Genomic DNA, 12,742 nt, shown 5'->3' on the forward strand with positions numbered 1-12,742 from the left:
AAAAGAATTTATCTTATTTGCAGGGCGATGCTGTTGGCTTCTTGTTCCCAACCCGTCGCCAAGGTCCTGACCAGCGCATCATAACCATCCTGATTCTGCTTCAGCTCGATATTGAAGTTATGCTGGCTGACCTGCCCATCACGCGTAAGCGTCCATGTGCCGCTGATGACGGCCTTGCCGTCATAGCGCCCATGGAACCCTGTTACGTTCACAGAAAGCTGCTCCTGATTGCCATCACTGGCCTGTTGGCCTGATACAACCCAGCCCGGCAGATTGCGGCCGAGGTAGGTTTGCAGAGTCTGCTGCAGCTGTTGGTCAAGCGGACTGGCCCACAGGTTATTGGCCGCCATCACGTACTGCACGTCGTTAGTCTGGTAAACCAGACCCGAGGTACCGAGGAAGTCGGCCACGCTAACCTGAGAAATCCACAGCTTCGGTTTTTGTGCGGCAGGCGTTAGCCCACCGCCTGCACTCACCACCGCTACCGGTGCCGAACTGTTGACAGTCGGCAGTTGGTAATAGGTTTTTTTACCGTCGCTGCTACAGGCAGCCAGGAACAACGCTAAGACGACAGGTATCCATTTCATCATTTATTTGGCCTTCTTCGGCTGAGGATCATCTTGCCCTGGGGCGGCGAATACCAGCGCATTACTCTTATGATTCAGAGTCCTGAGCACTGGCTGCAGTTCACGCAGCGTTTCATCCAGACGCTGCATATCATCGACCATCTTGTTGTAGGCCGGTGAACCAGGCTGGAAGCCCTGCATGCTGCGATTAAGCTGCAACAGCGTTTTCTGCATATCCTGCGGCAGATTCTTCATCTCTTTGCTCGAGACAATGGCGTTGAGCGAGTCGATGGTTTTCTGCGTCGATTGCAGCGTTTTCTGACTCTGCGCCAGCGTCTTGGTCGCTTCCGTAATCATTGGATTCAACGGCAAGGCGTTGATCTTATCCAGGGTTGCCATCAGTTTCTGCTGGATCTGTGCCAGACCCCCACTCACCGTCGGCAACAGCGCCTGACCATCAATAGACTTCGGTCCGGTCCAAGGCTTGGCGTTAGGGTAGAAGTCCAGATCGACGTACAGCGAACCGGTCAGCAGGTTGGCAGATTTCAACGATGCGCGCAGACCATGCTTGAGCGCCGCCTGAAGCTGTTCATCCATGTTGAAGTTTTTACCCAGCAGTTTGTTGAAACGCTCAGGCTCGATGCGAATCAAGACCGGAATGCTGTAACCGCTGTCGATCTGGCTCGCCATACCAAACTTCTCATAAGGCACCTGGCCGACCGTACCCAAACGAATACCGCGGAACTCAACCGACGCTCCCGGCTGCAGACCACGCACCGAATCGCTGAAGAACAGCACATAGTCGGTATGGTTGGTATACAGAGAGTCCTGAATGCTGCGCTGGTCGTTGAACAGGGCATAGGACGCGCTGTTGTCGGCTTTGTTACCGGCTTCCCAACCGTCTGGCACGTCGAAGCTGACGCCACCGCTAAACAGCGTGGTGAGCGAGCCCATTTCGACGCGAATGCCGGCAGAAGACATATCAAAGTTCACCCCGCTCTCTTTCCAGAAACGCACGTTGGTGGTCACCAGGCCATCATATGGCGCACGGATAAACAGCTGATAGCGAATCTTACGCGACTGCGGGTCGAAGTGGCTGGTTTCCACCGTCCCCACCTGGAAGCCGCGGAACAGCACCGGATCGCCTGGATTTAGCTGACCGGCACGGTCACTGGTCAGAATAACGCGAATACCCTGGGCGTCCGGAGAAGCCAACGGCGGTGCGTCAAGTAACTTGTATTGCTCTTTCTCTTCGCCTTTAGATCCCGGCTGAAGCTGGATATAGGCGCCAGACAGCAGCGTGCCGAGCCCTGAAATCCCTTCACGCCCAATCTGCGGTTTCACGACCCAAAACACCGAGTCGTTCTTGAGCATTTTTTCCATGCCAGAATCGAGTCGTGCCTTGATAATGACCTGCTGTAGGTCAGCGCTCAGACTGACCGTTTCGACCTGCCCCACGTTAACGTTACGGCTTTTTATGCTCGTTTTACCGGCTTCAATGCCTTCCGCCGACGAGGTAATCAGCGTCACCTCCGGTCCCTGATGACTAAAGTGATAAAACAGGATCCAGCCGCCGATGAGGGCGGTCAGGATCGGGATTATCCACACTGGAGACCAGCGCTTGATACTCCCGACTTCGGCTTCACCCGAGGTGTTTTCATCCCGGGTGTGTTTATTTTCCGCCATCGCGTTGCTCCTTATTATCAAAGGTTCCTGAGCGATCCCAAATCAAACGGGGATCGAAAGTGGTTGCGGCGAACATCGTGAGGATCACGACCAATGCAAACAGCAAGGCGCCGATATCTGGATAAATACTCATTAACTGCCCCATTCTGACCAGCGCCGAGAGCACCGCGATAACGAAAACGTCAATCATCGACCAACGACCCACCAGCTCCACCACCTCATAGATGACGTGCTGCCTCTCGCGGTCGACCCGTTTGCGGCTTTGTGCGTCCCAGCACAGCCAGGCGATCGCCAACATTTTCAGCGACGGCACCATGATACTGGCGATAAAAATCACCATCGCTATCGGATAAGAGCCCTCTCCCCAAAGGAACACCACGCCCGCCATAATGGTCGAGGTCATCTTGGTTCCCAGTGACTGGGTAATCATGATAGGCATCAAGTTGGCCGGGATATACAGCATCAGCGACGTCACCAGCAGCGCCATGGTCCACTGTAGGCTGTAGCGCTTACGCGCATGTCCCTTGCTGGTACAACGCGGACACACTGACTGCTTTGCCGGCAGTATCGCCATGCAGCATTCGCAGGAGCGCAGCCCCTGCGAGAGGCCGCTTTGCCCAACGCGTAAAGGCTGAGCAATCGTCGGTGTCGGTGCCGCCTGATTCCACAGCCAGTAACGGTCTGTGCACTGGAATGCGCGTACCTGAAGTAAACAGAACAAAACGTAGGGAATAAAGCTGGTGCCGATCCCCACTTCACCGTAGGCGATAAGCTTAACAAAGCTCACTAATACGCCGGCGAGGAAAATCTCGACCATACACCAGGGTTTAAGGTGGAACAGGATCCAAGCGATACGAATCTTCCACGCCCTGGGTAGCGGCGCTCTTCCGCAGAGGATAACGATTGCCAGCATACAAAATGCCGGAATAAGCTGGACCACAATCATAAACAGCGACGCCATACTGGCGTAGTCATCTGCCACCAGCACCTGCGGAATTTGAATCAGGGTTATCTGGCTGGTCAGCCCTTTGACGTTCATGTTCACGAACGAGAACATATTCGCCAGCACCAGCATGAAGAGTGCACAAAGCGCGTAGCCAAGCGGCCGTTTACGCGGCTCTTTCCAGCGCGTGGTCAGCGTAGATTTACAACGAGGACAGCTGGCCTTTTGGCCATATTGCAGTGCGGGCAGCGTCACCAATAAATCACAGTCGGGACACAGTATGTGCGGGTCATGAGAGTGTGAACACACATTCAACTCCTCAATGGCGAAACACGGGGAAAACCGAAAACCTTACCGCCTTCCCTTCACTGGGAAAGCGGTAAAGCCAAGACGCAACCTTAGCCGTTTTTCTGGGCTTCAAGCGCTTCCCAACGCTCAAACGCCTGCTCTAATTCGAGCTCGGCACTGGCAAGGGCATTCAATACTTGCTGGGTTTCATCGTGAGGGCGCGTAAAGAAGTCGGCGTCACTCATCTGCTTGCCGAGTTCTTCGATACGTGTTTCCAACTCACTGATTTTCTGAGGTAACTGTTCCAGCTCACGCTGTTGATTGTAGCTCAGTTTATTCGCAGTACGTTTTACCGGCTCAGCTTTTACCGCCGCCGCCGCTTTAGTCTCTACCGGTGCAGACTGACGCAGCACGCGCTGGGATTTACGCTGATGGTGCGCATCGTGATAACCGCCGACGTAGCTGTTAATCACGCCGTCGCCTTCGTAGATCCAGCATTCGGTCGCGGAGTTGTCGACGAATTCACGGTCGTGGCTGACCAGCATAACGGTACCCTGGTAGCTGTCGATCAGCTCTTCCAGCAGTTCCAGCGTTTCTACGTCAAGGTCATTGGTTGGTTCATCGAGAATCAACAGGTTGCTTGGGCGCAGGAACAGTTTAGCCAGCAGGAGACGGTTACGCTCACCGCCGGACAGCGCCTTGACCGGGGTCATTGCGCGTTTTGGGTGGAACAGGAAGTCCTGCAGATAGCCCAGCACGTGACGTGAACGGCCGTTGACCATCACCTCTTGCTTGCCTTCTGCCAGGTTGTCCATCACGGTGCGTTCTGGGTCGAGCTCGGCACGGTGCTGGTCGAAGTAGGCAACTTCCAGCTTGGTACCGCAGTGAACGCGGCCGCTGTCGGCTTCGAGCTGACCTAACATCAGCTTGAGCAGCGTCGTTTTACCACAGCCGTTCGGGCCTACCAGCGCAATCTTGTCGCCACGCATAACCTGGGCGGTGAAATGGCTAACCAGCTGTTTACCAGACACATTGTAGCTGACGTCTTCCATTTCGAAGACAATCTTGCCTGAACGAACCGCTTCTTCCACCTGCATTTTGGCGGTGCCCATCACTTCGCGGCGCTCGGAGCGCTCGCGACGCAAGGCTTTCAGTGCACGCACGCGGCCTTCGTTACGGGTACGACGTGCCTTGATGCCCTGGCGGATCCACACTTCTTCCTGCGCCAGCTTCTTGTCAAATTCGGCATTTTGCAGCTCTTCCACGCGCAGCGCTTCTTCTTTGCTGGTCAGATACAGCTCATAGTTGCCCGGATAGGACACCAGCTTGCCGCGGTCGAGGTCGACAATACGCGTCGCCATGTTGCGGATGAAGGAACGGTCGTGGGAGATAAAGATAATGCTGCCCTGGAACTCTTTCAGGAACTCTTCCAGCCACGCGATACTTTCGATATCCAGGTGGTTAGTCGGTTCGTCAAGCAGCAGAACCTGCGGTGAGCTGACCAGCGCACGGCCCAGCGCCGCTTTACGCAGCCAGCCGCCGGACAGTGCAGAAAGCTCGGTATCACCGTCAAGACCCAGCTGCAGCAGAACTTCCGAAATACGGCTGTCGAGCTGCCACAGGCCCTGGTGATCGAGGATCTCCATAATCTGCGCCAGCTTGTTCATGTTCTTCTCACTCGGGTCGCTTTCGACCAGATGTGAAATCGCGTGGTAGGCTTTGAGATGCTCGGCCTGCTCGGCAACGCCTTCGGAGACGAAGTCAAATACCGTGCCGCCGATGTTGCGCGGAGGATCCTGCTGCAAACGCGCAACAATCAGGTCCTGCTCATACACAATGCGTCCGTCATCCAGCGGCACTTCGCGGTTGAGGATCTTCATCAGCGTTGATTTACCCGCGCCGTTACGCCCAACCAGACAGACGCGCTCGTTAGGTTCGATATGTAATTCAGTGTTGTCTAAAATGGGGGCATCGCTGAAGGACAGCCATGCACCTGACATGCTAATTAACGACATAGACTTTATTTTTCCTCGCCGGCATGAGTGAGCAGCCAGCAGTTGTGAATTTGGCGGTTACGGGCAAAATCCTGAGACAGCGTTTGGCCGGTTATCTCTTTTGCATTCAGACCCAGCTTGCTCAGACCCTCAAGATCCATCTGGAATCCGCGTTTGTTGTTAGAGAACATAATGGTGCCGTTGCGACGTAAAATGCGCTTGAGATCTTTCATCAGCGCCAAATGGTCGCGCTGCACGTCAAAACTTTCGGCCATACGTTTCGAGTTGGAGAACGTCGGAGGATCGATGAAGATCACGTCAAACTGTTCATCGGCGTTACTCATCCATGACAGGCAATCCGCCTGAATCAGACGATGCTGGCGACCCGTCAGGCCGTTGGCACGCAGGTTTTTCTCTGCCCACTCGAGATAGGTACGCGACATATCTACCGTGGTGGTGCTGCGCGCGCCGCCGAGACCGGCGTGTACGCTTGCGGTACCGGTGTAAGCAAACAGGTTAAGGAAGTCTTTTCCTTTACTCATTTCGCCCAGCATCTTGCGGGCAATACGGTGGTCCAGGAACAGGCCTGTATCGAGATAGTCGGTCAGGTTAACCCAGAATTTGGCCCCAAACTCTTCGACCATCAGGAACTCGCCCTTCTGCGCCAGCTTCTCGTACTGGCTGGTGCCTTTCTGGCGCTCGCGCGTTTTCAGCACCAACTGATTGGATGAAATATCCAGCACCGACAGCGTGGCATTGATCACGTCAAACAGACGCTGACGCGCCTTTTGCGCATCAATCGTTTTCGGTGGCGCATATTCCTGTACCACAATTTTGCTGCCGTAGCGGTCAACCGCCACGTTGTATTCTGGCAAGTCGGCGTCATACAGACGGTAGCACTCAATGCCCTGCTGCTTCGCCCACTTTTCCAATTTCTTAACATTTTTACGCAGTCGGTTAGCGAAATCTTCGGCAATCTGCGCCCCTGCTGTGCCTTGAGGATTCTCTGCCAGCTGGTAGTTCTTCTGCACACATTCGAGCGGACCGTTCTTCGCCTTGAATTGACGATCGGCGCGCAGCTGCAGACAGCTCAACAGCTCCGGCGAGGCGCTAAACAGAGAAAGCTGCCAACCGCCGAACTGCGTCTTGGCGATGCGACCCAGCAGGTTATGCAGGGCAATCAGCGCCGGTTCGCTCTCGAGACGTTCGCCGTAAGGCGGGTTGCTGATGAGCGTACCTACCGGGCCTTCCGGCAGAGGATTTTTCAGCTTGCCGACTTCTGCCGCGTCAAAGCTAATGAGCTCGGCCACGCCTGCACGACGGGCGTTGGACCGCGCCATCTCGATGACACGACGGTCGATATCAGAACCGAAGAAGCGAGAAGGGGTTTCCTGAATCGCGCGGCGCGTACGCACCTGTGCTTCAGTGGTCAGTTCACGCCACAGCGCTTCATCAAATTTAGACCAGGCGGTAAAGCCCCAATGCTGACGATGCAGACCCGGCGCACGATCGCCCGCGATCATCGCCGCTTCGATAAGCAGCGTACCGGAACCACACATCGGATCGACCATCGGTGTCCCGACCTGCCAGCCGGAACGCATCACGATCGCGGCTGCCAGGTTCTCTTTCAACGGAGCCTGACCGGTCAGATCACGGTAGCCACGCTGATGCAGACCTTCGCCGCTGAGATCCAGCGCAACGCTTGCAGTATCACGCTGCAAGAAGACGTTGACACGAATATCAGGCTGCTGTTTTGCGACGTTTGGACGCTGGTCAATCTTGCGGGTGAAGCTGTCGACGATGGCATCTTTAACCTTCAACGCGCCGTACTGGCTGTTGCGGATCTCGTCATTCAGGCCGCTGAAGTGCACGGCGAAGGTTTTTTCTACGCCGAAGATAGACGGCCAGTCAATTGCCATCACGCCCAGATAAAGGTCGAGATCGCTATGAACTTTAAATTCATTTAATGGAAGAAGGATGCGTGATGCCAGTCGGCTCCAGAGCAGACTCTTGTACATCAGGCGATCGTCGCCCTCAAAATGCACTCCCCCCTGCACCACTTTGCAGGCCTGCGCACCCAGCGTTTCAAGTTCGCTTTTTAATAGTTCTTCCAATCCACGCGCCGTGCTGGCAAACAAAGAGTTCATATTGACGTAATCACCTAGAAGTTATTTCCTACAATTAAAAACAGCCCTACCCATCAATCAGGCAAGGAGTGCCCTGAGTTCCTGACGTGAAGATTCAAGTTCTGCGGACAAAAGAGCGCGCATTATAGCTAATACTGCAAGATTGTCATAAAGTCTCTGGTTACTATTCAAAAAGAGACCTATCCCGCATCATAAGCATCCTGTTAAAGGTCTGCTGATGGCGCGGCCTGGAGCCCAAAGTGATTACCCTGTCGAGATTATACGTTCACCCCGTCAAGTCCATGCGCGGTCTGCAACTGTCGCATGCTCAGGTTACAGCCAGTGGCTTGGCCTTCGATCGCCTCTTTATGCTAACCGACCCGCAGGGAAAGTTTATTACCGCCCGAAAAGACTCCCAACTGGTTCAGTTTACGCCCGCTTTGCTCCCCGATGGATTAATTTTAACCTCTCCCGATGGAAGCGAAAGCGTCTGTATAAAATTCAGCGACTTCAATCCACAGCCGCTGGAGACCGAGGTGTGGGGCAGCCATTTCACCGCCCTGACTGCGCCAAAAAATATCAACCAATGGCTGAGTGGCTATCTTAAACGCGAGGTTGAGATGCGCTGGGTCGGACCCGAGTTGACTCGTCGCGTTAAGAATCAGCCCCAGGTACCGCTCTCCTTCGCCGACGGCTTTCCTTATTTACTCATTAATGAAGCCTCGCTGCACGACCTAAAGCAACGCTGTCCGGCCAGCGTGAAGCTCGAACAGTTCCGCCCTAATCTGGTCGTTACCGGCGCTGAGGCCTATGCCGAAGACACCTGGAAAACCATTCGCGTCGGCAGCGTTATTTTTGATTTGGTAAAACCCTGTAGCCGCTGCGTGCTGATCACCATCAGCACCGAACGCGGCAGAAAGCATCCCGCCGGTGAACCACTTAAAACGCTGCAAGGTTATCGCACTTCTGAAACCGGCAGCATCGATTTCGGGCAGAACATGATTGCGCGAAACGAGGGCATTATTCGGGCGGGCGACAGTGTAGAAGTGCTGGCAACCCACCCTGCCCGTGTCTATCGCGCCGGTGACGTGCTGGAGAAGGTCTCTCTGTCGCAGACGGCCGCACAGGAGGTCGCCATTACTTATCAGGGCACCGCTTTCAAGGGGAACAATCAACAAGTCCTGTTGGAACAGCTTGAACAACAGGGATTTATCATCCCTTATTCGTGTCGTGCGGGAATCTGCGGGAGCTGCAAACTAAACGTGATCGAGGGCGAAGTGACGGCATTAACGTCCAGCGCCATCGGCAAACAGGGCAAGATCCTCTCGTGCAGCTGCGTTCCGGTGACGGATTTAATATTGGAATAAAAAGGCTATAAAAATAAAGAAACGTGGGGTTGAGAAATTACACAGCCCTGTCGTAAATATTTTCCGAAGCAATAGAAATTGGCATTAAGCGATCGTGCATCACTTTAATCGCATCGCCTAAAACCATGCCGCGACCGGCTACGGTCAGACGCTCCTGTGCCAGCAAGCACAGGCTGGCGTTATCACCAGACTCTACCACCAGCAGCGTTGCCTGCTCGCCGGACTCCGTCACGCTGACGCTGGCAAGCTGGCCATTATCGGGCTGGAAAGGACGATGCTGCTGAGTAAAATGCCAGCTCTTTGGCATCAGCGGTTTCAGGAAACGATAAGCGACCAAAGCATTAAGCACTAATTCGGCACGATGTTCAGCAGCCAATTTAATTTTCTTGCACTGCTCTTCGAAGTCGAAATAGAGCGCCGCATCATCAACGCAAAAAGTGGTTTCGGCAAACGCGTCGGGGGTCAGCATTTTAGCAGGAAAACGAGAACGGAAAATCATGCCATTGGCTAGGTCCAACATCAGTCGGTCATGTTCAGCGTCAAAATACCAACGCCAATTATCATCAGGTTTGATTTTCATTTCGTTATCCTATTGTCCATTGCCCAACGTTAACATTATTCTCGGTAACCTCTATATAGGACAAATCGCAGGTTAGCCTTGCCGCAAGAGAGATAATGACTGGGGTAGTACATTAAATGCTCAGTTAAGAAAATATAAACGAGGCCGGGGCAGAAATAAAGCCCCGACCAAGCTTTGTTTGCAAAATTAGTGTGAGCAGTAACTATATATGCATCAGAATATTTTTAATCAGCTGCGGGCCGTGATAGATAAACCCGGAATAGATTTGAATTAACGATGCACCCGCCGCCATTTTTTCACGCGCGGAGGTTAATGAATCAATGCCGCCGACGCCGATAATTGGCATCGCGCCTTTAAGTTCTGCGGAAAGCATGCGGATAATCTGGGTGCTTTGCATTTGCACCGGACGGCCGCTCAATCCGCCCGCCTCGTCGCCATAATTCAGACCAGCAACCAAATTACGCTCCAGTGTGGTATTGGTCGCAATAACGCCATCCATATTATGACGGACCAGACTGTCGGCTATTTGGATCAACTCTTCTTGAGAAAGATCTGGTGCGATCTTCACCGCCACCGGCACATATTTCTGATGACGCTGCTGAAGTTCGAGCTGCTTATTCTTGATGGAACCGAGCAGATCGTCAAGCGCTTCACCATATTGCAGGGTACGCAGTCCCGGAGTGTTCGGCGAAGAGATATTAATAGCGATATAACCGGCATAAGGATAAACCTTCTCCATGCAGATTAAATAATCGTCTTTGCCGTTCTCGACCGGGGTGTCTTTATTCTTGCCGATATTAATACCGAGCACGCCACCGAAGTGTGATTTCTTGACGTTATTGACTAAATTATCGACGCCGTGGTTGTTAAACCCCATGCGGTTAATTATGCCTTCGGCCTCAACCACGCGGAACATTCTCGGCTTGGGATTACCGTCCTGCGCACGCGGCGTTACGGTACCCACTTCAACGAATCCAAACCCCATCGCACCAAAGGCGTCGATACATTCCCCGTTTTTATCCAGACCTGCGGCCAGACCCAGCGGGTTCTTGAAGTTCAGTCCCATGCAGGTAACCGGCTTGCTCGGCACCGATTGGCGAATCAGAAACTCGAACGGCGAACCGGAGAGGCGGCTGAGTTGGCGAAACGTTAATTCATGCGCGCGCTCTGGATCGAGCTGGAAAAGTGCTTTCCTAACGAAGGGATAATACATGGATTCTCCTGAGGTCCCGGTGGCTAATGGCTGGTGGCCAGTCGGGGCGGTATTATCGGCTAAGCCATCACTAATTGGAATTGATTCCCGTCAAAAATCGGTAATCCAGGCAAACGTTTTCTTTTTGTTTTCTTCTTTAATACATCCACGTCACAGCAAATGCGCAAAGATTGGCTGATTTTCGGCTCATATCCACTTTTGGTCTAAGAATTCCCGGAATTTAGATTTCCTGTCATAAGCTATCGCCTGTTAATTTAATCCAAATTCTGAACAAATTTGTTGGTTATATAACTTACAGTTATAAGGGAGCACAATGAAAGTCATATCACTCGCAGGTAGCCCACGTCAGCCGTCACGTTCATCTGCCCTGCTTGCTCTCAGCGAACAGTGGCTCAGCGCCCGAGGCGTAGAAGTTGTGTCATACAGTCTGCAAGATTTCGCCGCCGAAGATTTGCTGTTTGCCAACTTTTCCAGCCCACAGTTAAAAGAACTGGTTGCTCAGTTGGAAACCGCCGATGGTCTGCTGATTGCTACCCCGGTGTATAAGGCTTCATTTTCCGGTGCACTGAAGACGCTGCTTGATCTGCTGCCCGAACGCGCACTCGAGCACAAGGTCGTGCTGCCACTGGCCACCGCCGGTTCAACGGGCCACATGCTGGCGATCGATTACGCACTCAAGCCGGTATTAAGCGCGCTGAAAGCGCAGGAAGTGCTACAGGGCGTATTTGCCCACGACAAGCTGGTCGGCCAATACCAGAGTTTCCCGGCAGAACTGGAAGATGAATTACAGGCGCGTCTGGATGATTCGCTGGAAACGTTTCTTGCGGCATTAGGCCATCGCCATTCGCTGGCTATCGCTCGCGCAAAACGTCAACACGCTCACGCTTAATTGGAAAAAATTTTAATGAATATTTTAGGTTCTCGTTTGCCTTCACTGTTGTCTTTGCAACCCAAGAAATGGCTGCCGCTGTTGGCTTTGGCCCTCGGCCTGTCGAGCGTCGTTTCCGCTCAGGCAGAAGAAAAAGATCCGGCTGTGTTTCACATCGCTATCCAAAAAGGCTCCATCGGTCTGATTCTGGCACAGAGTCATCACCTGCTGGAAAAACGTTTCCCGAACACCAAAATCACCTGGGATCAGTTCCCCGCTGGCCCGCAGATTCTTGAAGCGCTGAACGTTGGCAGCATCGACTTTGGCGGCACCGGCGACCTGCCGCCGCTGTTTGCCCAGGCCGCAGGCGCGGACTTGCTGTACGTCGGCTATCAGCCTCCACAGCCTAAGGCTGAAGTGATTCTGGTTCCGGAAAACAGCCCAATCAAGACCGTCGCCGACCTTAAAGGCCACACCGTAGCCTTCCAGAAAGGCTCAAGCTCGAACAATTTCGTGCTGCGTGCCCTGCAAAATGCCGGCCTGAAGTTTACCGATATCAAACCGATTAACCTTGCACCGTCTGATGCGCTGGCCGCCTTCCAGCAGCACGACGTCGACGCCTGGGCAATCTGGGACCCGTACTATTCTGCGGCCTTCAATCACGGCGGTGCTCGTGTGCTGCTCGACGGCACCACGCTAAACCAGACCGGCGCTTTTTATCTTGCACCGCGTAAGTTTACCGAAGCGCATCCACAGTTTATCTCTGAAGTCTTGCAGGTCCTGACGCAGGCCAATGGCCTGATCAAAACCGAGCAACAGCAGAGTATTCAGCTGTTGGCGAAATCTACCGGCCTGCCGGAAAAGGTCATCGCCACCTATTTCACTCATCTGCCGGACGATGAAACCATTCGCCCCGTTGATGACAAAACCGAAAAACTGCAACAGGCAACCGCAGATTTATTCTATGCGAACCATCTGCTGCCGAAGCCGGTCGAGATCAAGGATCGCATCTGGCATGCCCCTGCCGCCGCGCAATAAGACTGTTTCATAAAATTATTTCAATAACTCACATTGCTGCTTCACCGTACGCGGTGAATTAAAGAGGAATATC

At 53.4% G+C, this 12,742-nt stretch carries 10 protein-coding genes; 3 read left to right on the plus strand and 7 right to left on the minus strand.

Annotated elements, in window-relative coordinates; genetic code table 11:
* Positions 1-8 precede the first annotated feature (8 nt).
* The 5 genes from pqiC to rlmKL all read right to left on the minus strand — a co-directional run bounded on the left by pqiC (position 9) and on the right by rlmKL (position 7,624).
* A complete protein-coding gene (pqiC, locus tag O1V65_RS12015; RefSeq protein ID WP_192503487.1) occupies positions 9-590 on the minus strand; it encodes a membrane integrity-associated transporter subunit PqiC in 582 nt (193 codons plus the stop codon).
* Positions 591-2,252: an intermembrane transport protein PqiB gene (pqiB, locus tag O1V65_RS12020; RefSeq protein WP_084912987.1), complete on the minus strand. Its 1,662-nt coding sequence runs from the start codon at positions 2,250-2,252 to the stop codon at positions 591-593. It lies immediately after the preceding gene.
* Complete coding sequence (gene pqiA / locus O1V65_RS12025) at positions 2,239-3,504, minus strand: membrane integrity-associated transporter subunit PqiA (RefSeq protein ID WP_017490512.1); 1,266 nt, start codon at positions 3,502-3,504, stop codon at positions 2,239-2,241. The genes pqiB and pqiA overlap by 14 nt, the downstream gene beginning before the upstream one ends.
* An 89-nt stretch (positions 3,505-3,593) precedes the next feature.
* The gene (locus O1V65_RS12030) at positions 3,594-5,498 is read right to left on the minus strand and encodes an ABC transporter ATP-binding protein (RefSeq protein WP_017490513.1); all 1,905 of its coding nucleotides are present in this window, start codon (positions 5,496-5,498) and stop codon (positions 3,594-3,596) included.
* Positions 5,499-5,503: 5 nt separating this feature from the next.
* A complete protein-coding gene (gene rlmKL, locus O1V65_RS12035; protein ID WP_017490514.1) occupies positions 5,504-7,624 on the minus strand; it encodes a bifunctional 23S rRNA (guanine(2069)-N(7))-methyltransferase RlmK/23S rRNA (guanine(2445)-N(2))-methyltransferase RlmL in 2,121 nt (706 codons plus the stop codon).
* Positions 7,625-7,863: 239 nt separating this feature from the next.
* Here rlmKL and O1V65_RS12040 point away from each other — a divergent pair, with 239 nt between their 5' ends.
* Complete coding sequence (locus O1V65_RS12040) at positions 7,864-8,970, plus strand: YcbX family protein (RefSeq protein WP_165428990.1); 1,107 nt, start codon at positions 7,864-7,866, stop codon at positions 8,968-8,970.
* Between the two features lie 37 nt (positions 8,971-9,007).
* On the opposite strand, the gene O1V65_RS12045 is transcribed toward O1V65_RS12040, so the two are convergent.
* Both O1V65_RS12045 and pyrD read right to left on the minus strand, forming a co-directional pair.
* On the minus strand, positions 9,008-9,550 hold the full coding sequence (locus O1V65_RS12045; RefSeq protein WP_017490516.1) for a cell division protein ZapC: 543 nt from the start codon (positions 9,548-9,550) through the stop codon (positions 9,008-9,010).
* A gap of 202 nt (positions 9,551-9,752) precedes the next feature.
* Complete coding sequence (gene pyrD / locus O1V65_RS12050; protein ID WP_017490517.1) at positions 9,753-10,763, minus strand: quinone-dependent dihydroorotate dehydrogenase; 1,011 nt, start codon at positions 10,761-10,763, stop codon at positions 9,753-9,755.
* A gap of 313 nt (positions 10,764-11,076) precedes the next feature.
* Here pyrD and ssuE point away from each other — a divergent pair, with 313 nt between their 5' ends.
* Both ssuE and O1V65_RS12060 read left to right on the plus strand, forming a co-directional pair.
* A complete protein-coding gene (ssuE, locus tag O1V65_RS12055; RefSeq protein ID WP_269129756.1) occupies positions 11,077-11,652 on the plus strand; it encodes an NADPH-dependent FMN reductase in 576 nt (191 codons plus the stop codon).
* Positions 11,653-11,667: 15 nt separating this feature from the next.
* Entirely contained in the window at positions 11,668-12,669 is a 1,002-nt protein-coding gene (locus tag O1V65_RS12060; RefSeq protein WP_192503485.1) for an aliphatic sulfonate ABC transporter substrate-binding protein, read from the plus strand.
* The last annotated feature ends 73 nt before the right edge of the window (positions 12,670-12,742 follow it).

This window comes from Rouxiella badensis, from assembly GCF_026967515.2.
Taxonomy (GTDB): Bacteria; Pseudomonadota; Gammaproteobacteria; order Enterobacterales; family Enterobacteriaceae; genus Rouxiella; species Rouxiella badensis.